Origin of the sequence: Selenomonas sp. oral taxon 478 (genome assembly GCF_001189555.1) — a bacterium.
GTDB classification, from domain to species: domain Bacteria; phylum Bacillota; class Negativicutes; order Selenomonadales; family Selenomonadaceae; genus Centipeda; species Centipeda felix.
On sequence record NZ_CP012071.1, the window covers coordinates 987,399 to 1,009,157 of the forward strand.

Annotated in this window: 12 protein-coding genes; 6 read left to right on the top strand and 6 right to left on the bottom strand. The window is 60.4% G+C overall.

All coding sequences use genetic code 11. The features are described 5' to 3' along the window. Positions 1–68: 68 nt before the first annotated feature. The 6 genes from ADJ74_RS04625 (at position 69) to csaB (ending at position 9,548) form a co-directional block, all read left to right on the top strand. Positions 69–515 carry an IS30 family transposase gene (locus ADJ74_RS04625; RefSeq protein ID WP_050342287.1) on the top strand — a complete coding sequence of 149 codons (447 nt, stop codon included), beginning with the start codon at positions 69–71 and terminating at the stop codon, positions 513–515. Between the two features lie 166 nt (positions 516–681). Continuing rightward, positions 682–3,345: a preprotein translocase subunit SecA gene (gene secA / locus ADJ74_RS04630; protein WP_050342289.1), complete on the top strand. Its 2,664-nt coding sequence runs from the start codon at positions 682–684 to the stop codon at positions 3,343–3,345. A 428-nt stretch (positions 3,346–3,773) separates the two neighbouring features. After that, positions 3,774–4,880, top strand: a complete 1,107-nt coding sequence (gene prfB, locus ADJ74_RS04635) for a peptide chain release factor 2 (RefSeq protein ID WP_050342291.1) — start codon at positions 3,774–3,776, stop codon at positions 4,878–4,880. 312 nt (positions 4,881–5,192) lie between these two features. After that, entirely contained in the window at positions 5,193–5,867 is a 675-nt protein-coding gene (locus tag ADJ74_RS04640) for a DUF2993 domain-containing protein (RefSeq protein ID WP_009753382.1), read from the top strand. A 274-nt stretch (positions 5,868–6,141) separates the two neighbouring features. After that, the gene (locus tag ADJ74_RS04645; protein WP_050342295.1) at positions 6,142–8,193 is read left to right on the top strand and encodes a DUF5693 family protein; all 2,052 of its coding nucleotides are present in this window, start codon (positions 6,142–6,144) and stop codon (positions 8,191–8,193) included. 257 nt (positions 8,194–8,450) lie between these two features. Continuing rightward, positions 8,451–9,548, top strand: a complete 1,098-nt coding sequence (gene csaB / locus ADJ74_RS04650) for a polysaccharide pyruvyl transferase CsaB (RefSeq protein WP_050342296.1) — start codon at positions 8,451–8,453, stop codon at positions 9,546–9,548. A 354-nt stretch (positions 9,549–9,902) separates the two neighbouring features. On the opposite strand, the gene aepY is transcribed toward csaB, so the two are convergent. The 6 genes from aepY to ADJ74_RS04680 are packed head-to-tail and all read right to left on the bottom strand — an operon-like array spanning position 9,903 to position 21,759. Next, a complete protein-coding gene (gene aepY / locus ADJ74_RS04655) occupies positions 9,903–11,018 on the bottom strand; it encodes a phosphonopyruvate decarboxylase (protein ID WP_050342298.1) in 1,116 nt (371 codons plus the stop codon). Beyond that, positions 11,015–13,186, bottom strand: coding sequence for a sulfatase-like hydrolase/transferase (locus ADJ74_RS04660; RefSeq protein WP_050342300.1), 2,172 nt, complete (start codon positions 13,184–13,186; stop codon positions 11,015–11,017). The genes aepY and ADJ74_RS04660 overlap by 4 nt, the downstream gene beginning before the upstream one ends. A gap of 1 nt (position 13,187) precedes the next feature. Beyond that, positions 13,188–15,314: a sulfatase-like hydrolase/transferase gene (locus ADJ74_RS04665; RefSeq protein WP_050342303.1), complete on the bottom strand. Its 2,127-nt coding sequence runs from the start codon at positions 15,312–15,314 to the stop codon at positions 13,188–13,190. A gap of 17 nt (positions 15,315–15,331) precedes the next feature. Further along, positions 15,332–17,479: a sulfatase-like hydrolase/transferase gene (locus tag ADJ74_RS04670; protein WP_050344207.1), complete on the bottom strand. Its 2,148-nt coding sequence runs from the start codon at positions 17,477–17,479 to the stop codon at positions 15,332–15,334. Positions 17,480–17,495: 16 nt separating this feature from the next. Further along, on the bottom strand, positions 17,496–19,649 hold the full coding sequence (locus ADJ74_RS04675) for a sulfatase-like hydrolase/transferase (protein ID WP_050342304.1): 2,154 nt from the start codon (positions 19,647–19,649) through the stop codon (positions 17,496–17,498). Position 19,650: 1 nt separating this feature from the next. Continuing rightward, positions 19,651–21,759: a sulfatase-like hydrolase/transferase gene (locus ADJ74_RS04680; protein ID WP_050342307.1), complete on the bottom strand. Its 2,109-nt coding sequence runs from the start codon at positions 21,757–21,759 to the stop codon at positions 19,651–19,653.

Here is a 21,759-nt window from a genome sequence, read left to right on the forward strand (position 1 = left end):
GCATTTTTTGATTACATCAATGGGACGACGGCTGCCGAACTCATCCCGCTCGGACGTAAGAGATTGACTTGGTTGTCGGTCGCAAAGGGACAAAGCCGGTAATTTTAACATTGGTCGAACGGCAGACGAGGAAATCACTCTATGTTCTGATAAAGAACAAGAGCCAAAAAGAAGTACTGCAAGCACTTCGTCGGTTGCAGCGGCGCGTCAAAGGAGACTTTACGCACGTATTCAAGAGTATCACGGCGGACAACGGGTCAGAGTTTTTGGATAGCGAAGGAATGAAGCGTGCCGCCAAATGCGGCGAGGTGTATTACGCGCATCCGTACAGCAGCTGGGAGCGTGGAAGCAACGAAAACGGAAATCGGATGCTGCGCAGGTTTCTTCCCAAGGGAACGGACTTCAGCAAATTGAAGCCGAAGGAACTGCAGCGGATCGAAGATTGGGTTAACAACTATCCGCGCAAGATTTTCGGATATAAGTCAGCAAATGATATGTATGCTGCGATGATATAACTCGCTAAAAGTTTAACGAGACCTTGCGACAATTAAACTTGCAATTTGCCCACGAACGGGGGCTCTTGAAGATTTCTTGTGCAAAGACGTTACCGTGTGCTATAATGAAACGAATACTGTCTTTCAATCGGTTTATGGTGACCAGCAGCACAGGAGTGTGAAATATTTGTTCGGCATATCTTCGATTCTCAAGCGATTCCTCGGCGACAACAACGACAAGGAGATCGCGCGCTACCGCGGCATCGTGGAGCAAATCAATGCGCTCGAGCCGTCGATGGTGAACCTCACGGATGACAAACTGACGGGCTATACGCAGAAATTCCGTGAGCGGCTCGCGCAGGGGGGGACGATGGAGGAGATCCTCCCCGAGGCGTTTGCGGTCGTGCGCGAAGGCTCGCGCCGCGTGCTCGGCATGCGGCATTTTGACGTACAGCTGATCGGCGGCATCTGCCTCCACGAGGGGCGCATCGCCGAGATGCGTACCGGCGAGGGCAAGACGCTCGTCGCGACGACGGCGGTCTACCTCAACGCACTCGCGGGCAAGGGCGTCCACATGGTCACGGTCAACGACTACCTTGCACGCCGCGACAGCGAGTGGATGGGCAAACTCTACCGCTACCTCGGGCTGACGGTTGGCCTCATCGCACATAACATGGACTTCCCCGAGCGCAAGGCGGCGTATGCCGCCGACGTGACGTTCGGCACGAACAACGAGTTCGGCTTTGACTATCTGCGCGACAACATGGTGCTCTCCGAGAGCCAGATGGTGCAGCGTCATCTGCACTATGCGATCGTCGACGAGGTGGACTCCATCCTCATCGACGAGGCGCGCACGCCGCTCATCATCTCGGGCCCCGGCACGAAGTCGACGGACAACTACCGCGTCATGGCGGAGGCCGTCCGCCACCTGAAGGAGGGCGAGGACTACACCGTCGATGAGAAGGCCAAGACCGTCGCACCGACGGACTCCGCCGTTCCGAAGATCGAGAAGATCGTCGGCATCTCGAACCTCTACGCCCCCGAGAACATCGAGCTCTCGCACTGCTTTACGGCAGCACTGCGCGCCAAGGCACTCATGCACCGCGACCGCGACTACGTTGTGAAGGGCGATGAGATCATCATCGTCGATGAGTTCACGGGCCGCCTCATGGAGGGGCGCCGCTACTCCGACGGTCTCCATCAGGCGATCGAGGCGAAGGAGGGCGTCAAGATCCAGCGCGAGTCGCAGACGCTCGCGAGCATCACATTCCAGAACTATTTCCGCATGTATGACAAACTTGCGGGCATGACGGGCACGGCAAAGACGGAGGAAAACGAGTTCCTCAAGATCTACAAGCTGCCAGTCATCGTCATCCCGACGAATAAGCCCATCCGTCGCGTCGACGAGCCGGACGTCATCTACAAGACCAAGGCGGGCAAGTACCGCGCCGTCGGACAGGCGGTCAAGGAGATCCACGAGACGGGGCAGCCCGTCCTCATCGGTACGACCTCCATCGTGCAGTCCGAGGAGATGTCGCACGTCCTGAAGAAAAACGGCATCCCGCACGTCGTGCTGAACGCGAAGTTCCATGAAAAGGAAGCCGAGATCGTCGCCAATGCAGGACAAAAGGGCGCGGTCACGATCGCGACCAACATGGCGGGCCGCGGCACGGACATCAAGCTCGGCGAGGGCGTCGAGGAGCTCGGCGGCCTCTACATCATCGGCACGGAGCGGCATGAGTCGCGGCGCATCGACAACCAGCTGCGCGGCCGCTCGGGCCGTCAGGGCGACCCCGGTGCGTCGAAGTTCTTCCTCTCACTGGAGGACGATCTCATGCGCCTCTTTGCCTCCGACCGCATCGCGGGCATCATGGATCGCCTCGGCATGGACGAGGACGAGCCGATCGAGCATGCGATCATCACGCGCTCGGTGGAGCACGCGCAGAAAAAGGTCGAGGCACGCAATTTCGACATCCGCAAACACGTCCTCGAGTACGACGACGTCATGAATCAGCAGCGCGAGGTCATTTACGGCGAGCGCAAGAAGATCCTGCTCGGTGAGAACCTGCGCGACAACATCCTCGCGATGGTCAAACACATCATCAAGGACGAGATGGCGCAGTACGCGAACGAGAAACTCTATCCCGAGGAATGGCAGCTCGACGCCCTCATCGAGGACGCGGAGAAGGTCTACGCCCCGAAGGGACGCCTCAAGAAGGCGGAGCTCGAGGCGCTCGCGCGCGACGAGATCCAAGAGGAACTGGAGAAGGTCGCCGAGGAGGGCTACAAGAACCGCGAGCTGATGTTCGGCGAGGAGAATATGCGCGAGCTCGAAAAGGTCGTCATGCTCCGCGTCGTCGATCAGAAGTGGATGGATCACCTCGATCACATGGACATGCTGCGCGAGGGCATCAACCTGCGCGCCTACGGCCAGCGCAACCCTCTCGTCGAGTACAAGATTGAGGCACTCACGATGTTCGAGGAGATGGAGGCGGCGATCATGGATCAGATCGCCTCGCTCATGTACCATGTGAGCATCGTCACGCCGGTTGGGCCCGCACAGGAGGGCACGGTGGACGGCAGTGCGCCGGCTGCGGCGGAGGGGGCAGCGCCCCTGCCCGCGCCCGTCGTGGATGCGGCGGCACAGCAGCGCGCCGAGCAGCTGCTCGCACGCGAGCGCTCGAAGCTCGAGAACCATCTCATGAACGCACGTGTCTCGCACGGCGATGAGTCTGCGCCTGCCGAGGCAAAGGCGGAGAAGAATGAGGACGGCAAAAAGATCGGGCGCAACGATCCGTGTCCCTGCGGCAGCGGCAAGAAGTACAAGAACTGCCACGGGAAGGATAAATGATGATTAGGCTTTGCGACGGATGCTCAACGCAAACGCCTCGTTGCGCAAGTGATCGCGTGCTCGTTCGCCTAAATACCGGCGCACTTCTTAAACGCGCTGCGCTTGAACGAAAGAAGTACGCCGGGGGCGAGTCGCCCGAGCGGTCAACGTCATCCAATCACACTTCGCTGACGCTTGTGTTCTTGGGACGTTTTCCCATACGACCTGTTTCCCAATCAGCTTCGTCCTACGGACTTGCTTCTTGGACAGGTCAGTATTTACTCACTTGCTCCACTAGGGTTTGCTTATGAGCATCCTGCCGCATTCTACTAAATACGAAAGCCTCCCCCCGTCGGTACGGGGGAGGTGGCGAACGGAGTGAGCCGGTGGGGGCGCTTTGCACGGTCCGTTGTTATATCACGTTGAACTTACATTTTAAGGAATAAACTATGCTGGAAGATCTGAAACCGACACTGAATGATCTGGGCGAAAAGCTCGATCAGATGCGCATCTCGCTCGAGATCCCCGCGAAGGAGGAGAAGATCGCCGAGCTCGAGTACAAGATGGGCGAGCCGTCCTTTTGGGATGACGCGGCGGCGGCGCAGAAGCTGAATCAGGAACTCGCCGCGCTGAAGGGCGGCGTCGATACCTACAAGGGGCTTATGGCAAAGTACGAGGATGCCGAGACGCTCTACGAGATGGGCATCGAGGAGGGGGATGCGTCCATGGAGGACGATATCCGCGCCGAGCTCGACCTCATCACGGAGGGGCTTGAGACGCTGCAGCTTGAGGTGCTGCTCTCGGGCGACTACGATGCAAACAATGCCATCCTGACGCTCCATGCGGGCGCGGGCGGAACGGAGGCGCAGGACTGGACGCAGATGCTCCTCCGCATGTACGGACGCTGGGCGGAGCGGCATGGCTTTACAGTGGAGACGGCTGACCTGCAGCCGGGCGATGAGGCGGGCGTCAAGTCCGCGACGCTCTTTATCAAGGGGCACAACGCCTACGGCTTTTTGAAGTCGGAGAAGGGTGTTCACCGTCTCGTGCGCATCTCACCGTTTGACTCGCAGGCGCGGCGGCACACGTCGTTCTCTGCGTGCGATGTCATGCCCGAGATCGACGACGCGGTCGAGGTGCCGATCAACATGGACGATGTGCGCGTCGACTACTATCGCGCGAGCGGCGCGGGCGGACAGCACATCAACAAGACCTCGTCCGCCGTGCGCATGACGCATGAGCCGACGGGCATCGTTGTGCAGTGCCAGAACGAGCGCTCACAGCTCCAGAACAAGGAGCAGTGCATGAAGATGCTCCGCGCGAAGCTCTTTGAGCTCGAACAGGAGAAAAAGGAAGAGGAGATCGCAAAGCTCGAGGGCGTCCAGCAGAAGATCGAGTGGGGCAGCCAGATCCGCTCCTACGTGTTCCAGCCCTATACGATGGTGAAGGACGTGCGCACGAACGCCGAGACGGGCAACGTGCAGGCGGTCATGGACGGCGAGCTCGACCCGTTCATCCGCGCGTATCTCAACGCCAAGGCGAATCACGAGTTTTAAGAGAAGTTTGGCTTCCCCCATCGCAATGGGGGAGCGGTCAACGTCGACCAATCGTATTTCGCTATCGCTTATACTCTTGGGACGTTTTCCCGTACGACCTGTTACCCGAATCGGCTGCGTCCGATGGACTTGCCTCTCGGACAGGTCAGTATGTGGCACGCTTCGCGTGCCGATAGGGGCGCCGGTGCCTGAGGAACATCTGCATCGATGCAGACGCATCATTGCAGTCGTCTGAGGTGCCCCTTCCACCGCTTGCGCGGTTCCCCTCCCCCGCTGTGGCAGGGGAGGCGATTATTGACAGGAGGGTTCATCATGTGGAAGGCAGTCACGGCCATTCTCATCCTCGCGCTGATTGCGGCGGGAGCGGTATTCGTCCTGCCGACCGTCGTCGAGGAGCACATCGTCGATGCGCTGAAGCAGCAGACGGCGGCGGAGGATGTGCAGATCTCCATTACGGACAGCCCGCGTCTTGTCTTCGGCGAGATCGGCGCCGTCGACGGCGTCATGCGGCAGGGGCGCGTCGGTAAGCTCTTCGTGCGAGAGCTGACCGTCAGCGGCACGGGACTCAAGGTGGATATGATGACCCTCCTGCGCGAGCACAAGGTGGAACTCACCTCCGCCGACAGCGTCCAGATGCGCGGCGTCGTCGATGCCGATGCCGTGCGCGAGCTGATCGGCAGCTCCTCGGGCAAGTTCGAGGGCGTCGAGGTGAAGGTGGAGCCCGGCAAGGTGCTCGCAACGGCAGAGACGAAGGCGCTCGGGCAGACGTTTGACGTGACCATCGACGGCGCGTTCAGCGTCGCGGACGGCGATCTCTACTACAAGGCACGCCGCATCTCCGCGCGCGGGCTCGGACTGAATGCACTGAGCCTCGACAGCATCCTCCCCGACATTCTTGTCGCGCGTGCCAACAGTCTGCCTCTCGGGCTCGCCTTTGAGAGCGTCGAGGCGCGGGACGGCGTGGTGGTGCTGACGGCTGGAAAGTAAGGCTTCGGTGCGGTAACATCGCAAACGCCTCGTTGCACGAGCGATCACGTGCTTGTACACTTAAATACCGACGAATTTCTAAACGCGCTTCGCTTGGACGAAGAAATTCGTCGGGGTGTACCGCACGTTTTCCTCGCTCGTTCCACTAGGGTTTGCTGCTGTCACCGCAGCCTGCGTGGGAATAGATACCATTATTTTTCACCCTCATTTTCACACTTATTTGATACAGAGCGCGCAGCATGGACGCTGCATTATATCGAAGGACTTATTTTAGATGAAGAAATTTTACTATCATCCGATTCTGCTGGCGGCGATTCTCATCGGCTTTGTCGCGAGCGTTGTGATCGGCTTCCAGCGGCACGCCGTCGAGGTGAACTCGCGCACGGTGGAGCTCGCCATCGACTACGAGGGGCTTTTGGAGCTCGCACAGCGCGAGGGGCTCCCCGCCGATGAGGTGCTCGCTCAGGCAAAGGAGGCGGGCATCACCTCGCTCGCCGTCTATGAGACGACGTTCAAGAAGTTCAACGCGAACGGCAAGGCGGCCGTCCTCTCGGGCGCGGACATCCTCGCGCGCTATCACAGCGGGATGCTCATGGATCCGCGCTGGCGCGCGCTGGTGGACGAGGGGAAGATCGTCGGCACGGAGGTCTACGTCGTGGGGAGCGACCCCGAGACCTACGCACAGCTAAAGGATGACCTCCTGCGCCGCTTCGGTGCGGATCGCGTCACCGTCGATACGGTCGGCGACGAGGAGGTCATCGCGGTCAAGGCGTTCTACGAGGGGTTCCTGAAACAGAACATTGGGATGCCGGCAGACGAGATGCGCGCCGTCAACGCAGCAGGTTTTGACGTACTCGCGCGCCCGTCGAACTACCACGACTGCACGCCGGACGATGTGCGCGCCGTCTTTGACCGCATGGAGGGCATCCGCATCTCTGCCATTGTCTTCTCGGGACAGGAGACGCTCGGTGCGCCGAAGACACTGCAGACGACCATCGACGAGATGAAGGAGCGTCGCCTGACGCTCGGCCTGATCGAGGGCATCACGCAGCTGCAGTTCTACCGTCAGCAGGGCATGGACGAGATCGCAAAGGGGCTCGGAGAGGAGCACGTCGCGCGTCTCTACGCCATCCCGCCCGATGAGCAGAAAAAACTCAAGATCGCCGAGGCGGTCGAGCGCTGGGTGACGACGGATGAGGAGCGCAACATCCGCATCAATCTCCTGCGCATCTATGATACGCCTGCGCCCAATATGTCTCTCCTTGAGACGAATATGCAGTACTTCACCGATACGCGCAAGGCACTTGAGGCACACGGCTTTGCCATTGGCCATGCGGGGACGTTTGTGGACTACGCGCCGTCCCGCCTCCTGCGCGCACTCGTCATCATGGGTGTCGCCGCGGCGGGCGTGCTCTATCTCTCGCTCGTCATTCCGGCGCTGAACCGCCGCCGTCGCGTGGTGCTCCTCGCCTTCGTCGTGCTCGCGCTCATCGGTATGATGCCCGTCCTGCTCGGCGCGGGGAGCAAGATCCGCGTGCTCGCGGCGCTGGCAAGCGCAAACCTCTTTCCGGCACTCGCCATCACGGGGCTGCTCGATCTCCTCGGCGGACGGCGTTTCGCAAAGGATACGCCCACATGGCGCATCATCGTCGCGGGCTGGGTGCTCCTCGGCATCACGAGTGCGCTCTCCCTCGTCGGCGCGGGCTATCTCTCAGGCTCACTCGTCGATACGCGCTATCTCCTCGAGTTCGACATCTTCCGCGGGATCAAGCTGACCTTTGTCCTGCCGATGGTGCTCGTGGCGATTGCGTTCATGCAGCGCTTTGATATCTTTGATGGGCAGTTCGACGCGTCGGCGGGCGTCCTCGGACAGGTGCGCGAGATACTCGCGACCCCCGTGCGCATCGGCTCGCTCCTCGGCGGCCTTGTCCTCATCGGCGCGCTCATCGTCCTCGTCCTGCGTAGTGGGCACACCTCAGGAATGCCCGTGCCCGGGATCGAGCTGAAAATGCGTGCGGCGCTCGAGCAGCTCTTCTACGCACGTCCGCGCACGAAGGAGTTCATGATCGGACACCCCGCCTTCCTGCTCGCACTCTGCGCGGCGGTACGGCGGTGGCGGACGTGGATCATCTTTGCCCTCGTCCTCGTGGCAACCATCGGACAGGGCTCCATGGTCGAGACGTTCGCACACATGCGCACGCCGATCGAGATGTCGCTCGTGCGCGGCATCGGCGGCATTTTCCTCGGCGGCGCGATTGGCGCTGTGCTCGTGGCACTTGTTGCGGCATGGAATCATCTCTTGGAGCGGGTGAAGCGGGCTGGTTGAACTGCTGCCGTAAACGAAGCCTCCCCTGCCACAGCGGGGGAGGTGGCGAACATTGTGAGCCGGTGGGAGCGCCATGAGCGGCAGATGCGATTCTATGCTGACCGCTCCCCCGTAGCGACGGAGGAAGCTAGTTGCCGTAGACGCAGCCTCCCCCGTGCGACACGGGGGAGGGGGACCATGCGGAGCATGGTGGAAGGGGCGCCATGAGCGGCGCAGGAAATTGTCATAGGAATGGGAAACGGAGGGCGCTTTACCTGATGAAGCGGATCGTTGTATCCGGGTACTACGGTGCGAAGAACGCGGGCGATGAGGCCATGCTCGCGGCGATGCTCGAGGTGCTCGGAGATTTGGACCCGGAACTTCATATCACGGTCATCTCAGCCAACCCTGCCGACACTGAGCGGCGCCACGGCGTCCATGCGGTCGGCTCGCTTGACGCGCGCGGAATCTTCCGCGCCATGCGGCACGCCGACCTCCTCATCAGCGGCGGCGGCAGCCTGCTCCAGAACGTCACGAGCCGCCGCAGTCTCTACTACTATATGGCGGTCATCCTGCTTGCCCTCCTCCTCGGCAAACGCACGATGCTCTACGCGCAGGGCATCGGTCCCGTCACGGGAAAATTCGCCTGCCGCTGCATGCGCTGGCTCGGCAACCGCGTCTCCCTCATTACCGTGCGCGACGAGGGCTCCATGGCAGAGCTGCGCCGCCTCGGCATCCGCCGTCCGCCGATGGAGTGCACCGCCGACCCCGTACTCGGCATCCATCCCGTCGGGCGCGAGGCAGGGCGCGCCATCCTCGCTGCCTGCGGAGCGGACGGCGCGCGCCCCGTCGTTGGCATCTCCGTACGCGACTGGCAGGGCTGGCAGCACTACAAGGAAATCCTTGCCGAGATCAGCGACGCCATCGTCCGCGAGCTCGATGCACGCGTCATCTTTCTCCCCATGCAGTACCCCGAAGACGTGCGGACGGCGGAGACCGTCGCCGCATGGACAAAGGAGGACTGCACCGTCCTCACGGGCGAATACACGACCGCAGAGCTCCTCTCCCTCGTCGCGAACATGGACCTCATGATCGGCGTGCGCCTGCACGCCCTCATCTTTGCGGGCGTCATGGGCGTCCCCATGATCGGCATCTCCTACGATCCGAAGGTCGACCGCTTCCTGCGCTCCATCGGGGAAAAACCCGTCAACGACCTGCAGGACATCACCACCGCGAGCGTCCTCAAGGAAGTCCGCCGCAAATGGGCGGCACGCAGCGAATTTACGGCGGCGAACGCCGACCTCCTCGCACAGATGCGCAGCCTCGCCGCACGCAACGCCGAGCTCGCATTGGGACTAATTCACGGGAAAAAGTAATGTTTCATTTTCTGCTTGTCAATGGGGGAGACTATTGCTATAATAAGAAAAGAAAGAACGCCCCGGCGGCGCCTTTCCAAGCATAACGAATTATTTTTTAAGATAACCGCACGACTTGTCAGGGACGGCGGTTATTTCTTTTGGGTTATTGCGAGTATATAGCCAGTCGCTGCGACAAGCAATACGATAGCGTCAGCTTCCGTCATCTCACTCACCCCCTTTCGGGGGAAAGACACCGCCTCTTTGCTGGGACGTTCCAACCTGATTATAAATAAAATCACATGGAAAAGCAAACAAAACTTCTTATATTAAAAGAGCACTGCACGGGTGATTCGCCAATGCAATGCTCTTTTTTTATTCCCGTAGTGTCCGCATCAGAGCTTCCTTATTCTCCGTCGGCGTTGTTGTCGGACGGCCGAGGTCAGCGCGCGAGCCGATGGCGGTGCGCACCTCGAGGAAGGTGAGTGCATCACTCCTCCCTACCGCAGGGAGTATCTGCGCAAGCTCTGCCGCATCCGCTGCCGTCTGCACTAGGCGGTAGCCGACGGCACGCGCGACGGCGGGGAAGTCTACGGTATGTGCCGCTGTCGGCGCGCCGCCGACGCTCTCATGTGCCTCATTGTTGAGGAGGACGTGGACGATATTCGCCGGTGCAGCGGCACCGATGGTGGCCATCGCGCCCATGTGCATGAGGGCTGCCCCGTCTCCGTCGAGGAGAAAGACGCGCTGTGACGGGCGGTGGAGGGCGATGCCGAGAGCAATCGCCCCCGCGTGCCCCATCGAGCCGACGGTGAGAAAGTCATGGGCGTGATCCTCACCGCGTGCCGCGCGCAGCTCAAATAGCTCACGCCCCGTCTTCCCCGTGGTTGCGACGACGACAGCGCCCTGTGCCGCATCGAGGATCCGTGCGATGGCATCCTCGCGCCGCAGGGGATTTTCATTTGCGTATTTGTGTTTCGGATGCGTGAGCGCTCCCTTGCGGACGAGGAGCGCGCACTGTCCGCCGGCAGCGAGATGCGGGCGGATCTGCTCCATCCACGCGGAGACATCCTCCGGCTGGGACGCCTCCGTGAGCACCATCGTCTTGACGCCTATCGTCTCGAGGAGCGGCAGCGTGAGGCGCCCCTGTACGAGATGCTGCGGCTCGTCGTGGAGGTCTGGCTCGCCGCGCCAGCCGATGACAAAGATGCACGGGATGCCGTAGACCTCCGCATGGAGGAGGGAGAGCAGGGGATTGACGATGTTGCCGAGCCCGCTGTTCTGCAGGTAGACGAGCGGCACCTTGCCCGCTGCGAGATGATAGCCCGCCGCGAGTGCCGCCGCATTCCCCTCATTCGCCGCGATGATGTGTGACGGGCTGTTCGCCCCATAGGTATCCATCAGGCAGTCGACGAGGGGGCGCAGCTTCGAGTCGGGCACGCCTGTGAAGAACTCTGCCCCAAGGGCGGCAATGAGATCGTTCGCGTTCATAGATGCTCCTTTGTACTGCTTCCAAACCACTCAGGTCTCGCCTCGCGCATCGCGGGCCAGAACTCCCCGTTGTTTGCGATCGCGCGGGCAATGCTGCGCGCACGCGGGTAGAAGAATGCGCGCAGTTCCGCGCTGTCGACGGCGCAGTCCTCCTCGAGCTCGTGGGTGCGCGGATAGATCCCTACACGCGCATCTGCAAAATTCACCGTACCGTCCTCGTCGACCTTCTCCTGCGTCTCAAGGCGCAGCGCAAAGTCATGGGTGCGTACGGCGAGCTTATACGTCTGTCCCGGGAACATCGACATACTATATACAGCGTCGCGTTCTTTTCCGCCAAAGACCGCCGGCAGATTGCCGTCGATGTCGTCTGCCGCGGGGAAACCGCAGAGCGCACCGAGTGTCGGATAGAGATCCGCCGAGCTGGTCAGCTCGTTTACGATGCGCCCCTCGGGGACACCGGCACCGCGCATCATCCAGAGGGCACGCGTTGAGTTCTCGGCGATCACGTCCATCACGCCGTTCACGGGGGCGCTGAAGATCGAGTTGCCGTGGTCGGAGTAGACACTGACAAGATATTCTTCCTCCGCGTAGTGCTCCTCGATGTAGGTGAGGAGCTGCGCCAGATTGCGGTCTGCGCGGCGAAGACTCTGCCAGAACTGCTCCTGATAGATCTTGAGCTTGGGCAGGCGTACACTGGCGATATGCTCATCAGTATCAAACAGGCGCTCTGAGAGCGGCAAATGCGTTTCCACCGCAGGGTGAAATTTGAACCCCTTGGCATTCCACGGATGCACGTCCGCGACGTGCAGATGGAGGAACTGATCTGTCTCATCGAACGCCTCGAGCTGCATGATGGTGCGGTCAACTGCCTCAGCAGAAAGGAGCTTCCACCCGGTGGTATTCAGCTGATCGTAGCCGCGCAGTGTGCCGCTGTAGATGGGGTCCGCTGCCCCCATCGGGGCGGCGGCATAGTAGCCGAGATCCGTCATGCACTCCGAGAGGGTCATCATATCGAGCGGAAGCTCGTGGCTGTTCCTCTCGTTGAATACCTGTGTATGGGTCGGATAGCGTCCCGTCTCGATCACGGGGAGGGATGGATAGGTGCACTCCGATGTGGAGAAATGCTGGTCGAAGATTGTGCCGCGCGCGAAGAAGTGTGCGATGTTCGGCATCGCATCGGGAAAGTGCGTGCGCGCGATATTCCACGCGAGCCCGTCGATGAGAATATTCAGCACGAGTTTTCGCCGCGCGGGGCTGTGCCCAAGGCGGATCGGCGTGCCGACAGCATAGACGGCATCAGAGGCAGGTGTGATCTCGGTCGTCTCCGTGAGGCGGAACTGACTGAACGCCCACTTGCCGAGATAGGCGGATGCCGGCGGCTGGGACTTGGATGCGATGGTCAGCTCCTGCAGGGGCTCCGTCCCCGCGATGGGGAGAATGACCTCCGCCCCCTCCGGCACTTCGATCGTCACACGGCCGCGTACCTCTTGTGCCCTTTGCAGACAGAACGGGTAATCCCGCTGCATCCTATCGACGAAGACGTCGGTGTGCCGCATTTTCTCGATCAGCTGACTTTGATCCGAGAGGAACGCATTATCGACATAGGCAGCGACCCAGTAGCGTGCACTTCCCTCGGGCGGTGTGAGCGGGAGATACTCTCCCACGAAGGCGTCGAGCTGAAACTCCAGTGCATGATCTGCGCCTGCAAGGAAGGCGCGGTTCTGTGTCATCGGGGCACCTGTTCCGATGCCTGCGGCGATGGAGAGCCGGTCAAGACCGTCCTTTCCGCCGCGCATGAGCAGCTCCATGGGAATCTCAGGGGAGAGATAGAGCCCATAGGCATATCCATACATCGTGAGTGCATCGACGGGACGATCCAGCCGGGCGTATGACTCGGCCAACAGCAGCCAGATCTCGCGGTTCACGGGGCGCTTTCGGTAGGCGCGTTCCGCGCATACCGCCGCATTCTCCGCATCCCCGTGATGGAGGAGATACTTCGCCGCGAAGATATCCGCGCGCTCACTCGTGGGCGCTGCCTCCCGATAGGCGGCGAGCTGCATGAGAAAGTTGTCGTCGTAGGCATCCTGCTCCGACCGCGCGAGAAGATCATAAAAGAGCGCAGAAGCCTGTTCGTTGTTGTGCCAGAATACGCGGTTGTCTTCGTTCATCTCATGACTCCTTCAGCGGAGAGAATGTCTCCCCGTTGCTTGCGATTCCCCTTAGAAAATCCCGCGCGCGCGGGTAGAAGAATGCGCGCAGGGCTGGGTCGTCGATTTCATATCCTCTTTCCCGCTCGTGCTCACGCGGATAGATGGCGACGTTTGCTCGAGCGAGATCGACGGTGCCGTCGGTGTGGACCGGTTCCTCTGTTTCGAGGCAGAGCGTATGCGATGCCGAGCGTACCGCGAGAAAGTACGGTTTGCCGGGGTAGAGGGAGTTGCTGAATGAAACATCCCGTCCTGAGCCGCCCAATACGCGCGGGAGTACGCCGTCCACATCGGCATCGCCGGGGAAACCCAGCAGATGCGCTATCGTCGGATGGATGTCTGCCGTGCTGGTCAATTCCTCGGTGATAACTCCCTCGGGAATACCCGCGCCGCGCATCATCCATGCCGTATGGGTCAGCGGGCTGTCCACGATGTAGGGCGTTGGGCTGAAGATGGAGACGCCGTGGTCGGAGTAGAGGTTTACGAGGTACTCCTCCGGCGCATAGTGTTCCTCCAGATAGGAAAACAGTGTGCCAAGAGCCCGATCCGTACTGCGCACCCCATAGCGGAACGATGCCTGATTGATGGGGCTCGGACGGAGATAGGGGCTATGCGGCGCGTGAATCTCATCCGTCATACGTGCGGCAAGCGGCAGCGAGGCCTGCACTGTGGCTGCCTGCTGAAAGAGCGGCGCAGGCCATGGGTGGGCATCTGCCGTGTGAAAATAGATGAAGTGATCTGCGTCGGGCATGCCGTCCAGATGGCGGATGATGCGCTCTGTCCCCTCGTAGGCAGGCGTACGGTACATTGCTGCGATGAGGCGATCATAGCCGCGCATGCACCCGTCGTACAGCCCCATGCCGAACCCCATCAGCTGTGCCGTTGCATAGCCGTGGTCCCGTGCACGCTCCGAGATCGTTGCGATGTCAGGGGACAGCTCCACGGGGATCTTGTCGTGGAACATCTTGCTGTGGTGTGGATAGAGCCCGGTCTCGATGGTCGCCAGCGACGGATAGGTGTATTCGGAGACAGAGAATTGCTGATTGAAGATCAACCCGCGCGCAAAAAAGCGTGCCGTCTGCGGCATCATCTCTGCGAAGCAGCTGCCGACGATCTCCCAGGGGAGCGCATCGACGAGGATATTCAGTACCAGACGGCGGCGTCGTGGATGATGTCCGATCTGGATCGGGGGGCCGACGAGAAACGCATGATCTGAGGAGAAGTCGGTCGTCTCACGAAGCCGATAGAAATTGGGCGTGGCAACGTTCAGCCAGCCGGGCTCGTCGACCGATGCGGAGCGCACGTGGATCTGCTGTGGCTGGCACACGCCGACAGCGGGGAGCACGGTGCCGATGATGGGGAGGACGACCTCCTGTCCGGGAGCGAGCTCTATATGTGCTGCCCCGGGGGCACGCTGTGCGCGCATCAGATCAAAGACAAAGTCTCCTGCGGCGAAGTAACCGACGCCCTGTGCATCACGAATGTTCTTCAGCTGCCATGCCTTATCGCCCTGCTGCCCTTGCTCCGCGTAGACACCGACATAGTAGGCGCAGTGGTGATTTTGGGATGCGGGGAGAAACTCGCCGGCAAAGAGCCCGTCCATCGTGGTGATGCCCGCCTCTGGATCATAGGACGCGCGTGTGGCGAGCGGCACGAACGAAGGATGAGACAGGACGACGGACAGACGGTCAAGTGCCTCCTGCGTGATCGCTTCATGCGGGTAGTCATCCACCGCGATTGGCACATCGGTGAGCCGGTTGGTGTAGCCCTGCATGAGGAGTGCGTCAGCATAGCGGCCGAGCGCCTTGCAGGCACGCGCGAGCACCTCGAAGATCGGCGCTTGGAGCGGGCGCAGATGAAAGGCGCGTTCCGCGCAGATAACGGCGTTCTCTGCATCTCCATTCGTGAGAAGATATTGCGCCGCGAAGATGTCGGCGTGTGCCGCATCCCCTCCCGTCTCGCGGTACGCGGCGAGCTGCGCGAGAAAGTCGTCGTCGTAGGCGTCCTGCTCCGCGCGTGCGAGGAGATCGTAAAAGAGCGCAGAAGCCCGCTCGTTGTTGTGCCAGAATGTGCTGAAATCATCGCTCATAATATCTCTTTTCTTTGTTAGGGCTGTCCGCTGAACCACTTCGGGCGTGCGGCGCGCATCGAGGGCCAGAACTCCCCGTTGTTCGCGATCTCACGGACGAAGTCACGGGCACGCGGGCAGAAGAATGCCCGCAGCTCCGCACTGTCCACGACATGGTTTTCATCGAGCTCATGGCCGCGCGGATAGATCCCCACACGCGCATCTGCGAAATCCACCGTACCGTCCTCATCGACCTTCTCTAGCGTCTCAAGGCGCAGCGCATGGTCGTGGGTGCGCACGGCGAGCTTATACGTCTGTCCCGGGAACATCGACATACTATATACCGCATCGCGTTCTTTCCCGCCGAAGACCGCCGGCAGATTGCCGTCGATGTCGTCTGCGACGGGGAAGGTGCAGAGCGTCCCGAGCGTCGGATAGAGATCTGCCGTGCTGGTCAGCTCGCTTACGATGTGTCCCTCGGGGACACCTGCACCGCGCATCATCCATACGGCGTGCGTCGCATTTTCGGCGATGACGTCCACACTGCCGTTCACAGGCATGGTAAATACCGAATTCCCATGATCGGAGTAGAGACTGACGAGGATATCGCGTTCGTCAAAGTGCGCCTCAATGTAGGAGAACAGATAACCGAGGTGGCGGTCAACACAGGAAAGGCTGCGCCAAAAATGATCCTGATAGACGGGCAGCTGCGCCAGATGCACACTCGTCACATTTTCATCCACCTCAAAAACGCGCTGTGTCAGTGGGAGGTGCGTTTCTGTCGCCGGGTAGAACTTGAACCCCTTGGGGTTCCATGGGTGAACATCTGTTGTGTGCAGGTACAGGAACTGATCTGTCTCGTTAAATGCCTCGATCTGGCGGATGGTACGTTCCGCCATATCGGCACTTGGCAGCGTCCATGGCTCTGCGTTGAGCGTCCGATAGCCGCGCATGGCTCCGCTGTAGATGCAGTCCGCTGCACCCAGCGGTGCGGCGGTATAGTAGCCGAGATCCGCCATGGACTCCGAGAGAGTCTTGATGTCGAGGGGCAGTTCGTGACTGTCGTTCTCGTTAAATACCTGCGTATGCGCCGGATAACGTCCCGTCTCGATGGTCGGCAAAGAGGGATATGTGAATTCCGATACGGAGAAATGCTGATCAAAGATCGTGCCGCGTGCAAAGAAACGGGCGGTATTGGGCATACATTCGGCAAAACATGTACGGATGACGCCCCAGGAAAGTCCATCGACGAGAATGTTCAGCACGAGCTTTCGCCGTGCGGGGCTGTGTTCCAGTGGGATGGGCGTGCCGATGGCGTAAGGACGGTCATCCGCGGGGGTGATGTGCGCGGATCCCTCCAGACGAAAAAGACTGAACGCCCATTTTCCAAGGTACAGCGGATGGGAGGCTCCTGCATTTGTGATGGTCAGCTTTTGCAGATGGCTTGTGCCCGCGATGGGAACGATAGCGGTTGTTTCTGCCGGGATCTGTATCTCCGATGGACCGCGCACCTCCTCTGCCTGCTGCAGCTGGAACGAAGCGGCGCGGTAGCCGTATGTGCTGAATGCGTCCGTGTGGCGGTTGTGGTCAAGCATGATGCCCTGATCGGAGAGATAGTAGTCCGTATAGGATGCCGCCCAAAACCTGGAGTAATGCGGCGGCATGGTGAGAGGGAGCGGCTCGCCGATGAAAAGATCCGTAGAGAACTGGAGTCCCTGTTCTCTGATGACCGCGCGCACCTTTGTCAAGGGAGCCCCCTTGCCCATGCCCAGCGCAATCGACAGACGCCCCAACCCCTCGCGGAGCTGATCCTCGTCGAGGTGAAAGGAGAACTGCGGCGCACCGTAGAGACCATAAGCATATCCCTGCATGATGAGCGCGTCGATCGGGCGGTTCAGTCGTGCATAGAGATCGGCCAGCAGCAGCCAAACTTCGTAATTGACGGGGCGCTTGCGGTAGGCACGCTCTGCGCAGACCGCCGCATTCTCCGCATCCCCGTGATGGAGCAGGTACTTCGCCGCGAAGATATCCGCGCGCTCACTCGTGGGCTCTGCCTCCCGATAGGCGGCGAGCTGCGCGAGAAAGTCGTCGTCGTAGGCACCACGCTCTGCTCGCGCAAGGAGGTCGTAAAAGAGCGCAGAAGCCCGCTCGTTATTGCGCCAGAATACGCTGAAATCGTCGCTCATCATATCTCTTTTCCTTTTAGGGCTGTCCGCCGAACCACTCCGGGCGTGCGGCGCGCATGGCGGGCCAGAACTCCCCGTTGTTCGCGATCTCGCGGACAAAGTTACGGGCACGCGGATAGAAGAACGCATTCAAATCCTCTTGGTCGACGGCGCAGCCTGCCTCAAGCTCATGGCCGCGCGGATAGATACCGGCGCGCGTAATCATAAAGTCCACCGTTCCGTCCTCATCGACGGGGTCCTGTGTCTCAGCGCGCATCGTGTGATCGTGGGTGCGCACGGCGAGCTTATACGTCTGCCCCGGATACTGCGATGCACTGTATACCGCGTCGCGCGGCGTACCGCCGAAGACGGCAGGGAGGCGTCCGTCAATATCGTCGTTGACGGGGAACCCGCAGAGGTGGCCCAGGGTCGGATAGATGTCCACCGTGCTCGTAAGGTCGTGAACAACAGTGCCTTCGGGGACGCCCGCACCGCGCATCATCCACGTGGCACTGGTGGAGCGTTCGCTGAGGATGTCGATGCTGCCGCCGATGGTATCACCGAACATGGGAATCCCGTGATCCGAGTACAGGTTGATGAGGTACTCATCCTCGTTAAAATGCTGCTCTAGGTAGGAGAACAGCAGCCCGAGTGTGCGATCCGTCTGCCGCATCTGCTCCAGATACTGCTCCTGGTAGATGCGGAGATTGGGCAGACGGACACTCGCCACATCTGAGTCATGCGGGAAGAACCGTTCCGCAAGCGGCAGGTGTGCCTCAACGGCAGTATCGCACTTGAACCAGCGTGCATTGTACGGATGCACGTCCAGCAGATAGAGGAAGAGGAACTGATCGGTCTCGTCAAAGGCGTCGATGTGGCGGAGGACGGAGTCCACGCCGACCGCCGTGTGCAGCGTCCATCCGGCGGCGATGACACGGTCGAACCCGCGCAGCAGACCGTGAGCGATCCCCTGTGTCGTCGCCATGGGGGCAGCGCAGTGGTAGCCGAGGCCTTTCATCCGCTCTGCGATGGTCGGCATACGGAGCGGCAGTTCGTATCCGACGCGCAGATTAAATATATTGGTATGATGCGGATAGTATCCGGTCTCGATGGCGGGGTAGGCGGGCAGGGTATACTCCGAGCTCGAGAACTGCTGGTCAAAGATTGTTCCGCGCGAGAAGAAACGCATGATGTTCGGCAGATGCGTCTCTGCATAGGGGCGTGCGATGGCCCATGACAGCGCATCGACAAAGATGCTCAGGACGAGCTTTCTGCGCTGTGGGCTGTGCCCCAGGCGGATTGGCGTGCCGACCGTATAGGGGCTGTCCGCAGGTGCGTGCAGAGTAGCATTTTCACTGAAGCGAAAGAAATTAAACGACCATTTGCCCAGACAGGTTTCCTGTGTGCCGCTAGATGCCGTTGTTACGGCGAGTGGCTGCTCCGGTGCTGTACCAGCGATGGGGATGATCGCCTCCTCCCCCGGCGGAAGCTGGATGGACACCGTGCCGCGCACCTCCTGCGCCTTTTGCAGATCGAAGAAGAAGTCGTGGTAGCCATGACGACTGAAGGATCGCTCATGCCGCAGATCGGTCAGCACATAACTCTGATCCGACAGACAGGCGTTCTCAGCGTAGATCCCACCCCAAAAGGAGGCACTTCCCTCCGGCATGGTGAGGGGGAGTGCCTCACCGACAAAGATATCAGGACGAAATAAAAGTTCCCCATTTTCCACATAGGCCCGGCTCGTGGCAGTCGGTAGATTGAGACATGTTCCCATGGCGAGGGAGAGCCGATCCAGTGCCTCTGTCAGCGACGGTGATTCCATATCCAGCGATGGCATCGGCGCGCCGTAAAGGCCGTAGAGATGGCCCTGCATGGCGGCCGCATCGCTTTCGCGGCCGAGGGCCTTATCGGCCGCGGCGAGGAGCTTCCAGATCTCAGCGTTGAGCGGGCGCCTTGCGTGGGCACGCTCTGCGCATACGGCGGCATTTTCCGCATCGCCGTGATGGAGCAGGTACTTCGCCGCAAAGATATCGGCGCGCTCACTCGCGGGCGCTGCCTCACGATAGACGGCGAGCTGCATGAGAAAATCGTCGTCGTAGGCATTACGCTCTGATCGTGCGAGGAGATCATAGAAGAGCTCCTGCGCGTGCTCATCATTGTACCAGAATATGCTGAAATCGTCGTTCATCTCATGCCTCCTTTGGCGGCGGGAATATCTCCCCATTGCTTGCGATGCCCATTAGGAAATCCCGCACGCGCGGGTAGAAGAAGGAACGAAGCGCTGGATCGTCAATTTCACGTCCCACGATCCCCTCCTCGCCGCGCGGGTAGCATGCTGTGACAGCACGCGCGAGATCCACCGTCCCATTCGGCAGGACAGCATCTGCTGACTCGAGATGAAATGTGTGCTCCCGCGTGCGTGCGCGCAGACAGTAGGTCCGCCCCGGGTAGAGCGAGTTGCTGAACGCGATCTCACGTCCTCTGCCGCCAAAGATCTGCGGCAGGACGCCATCCACATGTTCTCCGACAGGGAAATGGAGAAGGTATGCGAGTGTCGGATAGATGTCCACCGTGCTGGTCATTTCGCTCACCGTGATCCCCGCGGGAACGCCTGCCCCGCGCATCATCCATGCAGTGTGTGTCATGTCCGGGCTGACGATGTAGTGGTGCTTGCTGAATATGGGAACGCCGTGGTCGGAGTAGAGGCTGACGAGGTACTCATCCGGTGTGTAGTGCTGCTCCAGATAGGAAAAGAGTGTGCCGAGAGCCCGGTCGAGATCACGGATGCCCTGGATATAGGCAGCCATGCTCAGTTTTGTGGACTGGAGATAGGGACTGGGAGAGGTGCTCCTTGCCCCCGACAGACGATCCTCGAGCGGCAGACGTGCCTGCGTGCTCGCAGTGATCTGAAAGCGCGGATAAGGCCATGGATGCACATCCAATGTGTGCAGGTAGATGAAATGATCGGCGTCGCGGAGCCCCTCCAAATAGCGGATGGTTCGTTCCGCAGCCTCGTAGGCGAACAGGTGATAGGGCGCGATCACAAGCCGGTCAAAGCCGCGCGTTGCCCCGTTATAGACTCCGCTTCCCTCCCCCATGAGATTCGTCGTGGCATATCCGCATGTACGTATGCGCTCGGAGAGCGGGATATATGCGGGGTTGAGGAGGACGGCAAGCGTATCGTTGAAGATCTGATTGTGGTGCGGATACATCCCCGTTTCAATGGTCGAGAGAGACGGATAGGTATACTCCGATGCGGAGAAATGTTGATCGAAGATCGTTCCCTGCGCGAAGAAGCGGGCCGTATTCGGCATCCATTCGGCAAAGTGAGTACGCACAACCTCCCATGAGAGTGCATCGGTGAGGATGTTCAGCACGAGCGGACGGCGCGTCGGGCTGTGCCCGATTGCGATCGGTGCGCCGACGAGAAAATCATGATCCGAGGACAGCTGGGTGTCTTCACACAGACGGAAAAAATTCGGTGTTGCGGGCGCAAGAGGCGTGTCCTGATCCACCGATGAGGTCTTTATATGGAGATTTTGAAAGGCTGATACGCCGATGATGGGGAAAACGGTCTCTCCTGTGCAGTGAATCTCGGCGTACCCGGGAGCACGGCTGGCGCGAATGAGTTCATAGGTGAACCCTCCGCCGACATTGTAGGCAAAGCCCGCTGCATCCTGAATCGTCTGCAGCAGCCAGGCTTTGTCCCCCTGCTGTTCCTGCTCGGTATACGCAGCAACGTAGTAGGGCGGGTGTGAAGCGTGCGGTGCGGGAATGTATTCACCCGCAAAAACGCCTTCAGATGCGCAGAGACCATGTTCCCCATCGCAGCTGATACGGCTGAGCGCCAGCGGGGCAAATGATGGTGAGCCCATGGCAACAGACAGGCGATCGAGCACCTCGGGCGTCAGCACGCTGCGCGGAATATCCGCCGGGAGCGTGAGCGGATGGTCCAGCAGTTTCGCCGTATACGCCTGCATGACAAGCGCATCCGCATAGCGTGCCGTCGCTGTGTACGCACGGCGCAGCACCGCCCAGAGTGCAGGCTCGACAGCGCGCAGGCGAAAGGCGCGCTCCCCGCAGATGACGGCGCTTTCTGCATCCCCATTCGCGAGAAGATACTGCGCGGCAAAGATGTCGGCGTGTGCCGCATCCCCACCCGCCTTACGATACGTAGCGAGCTGGATGAGAAAGTCGTCGTCGCAGGCGCCCTGCTCCACACGCGCGAGGAGGTCGTAAAAGAGCGCAGAAGCCTGCTCGTTATTGTGCCAGAATGTGCTGAAATCGTCGTCCTGCAT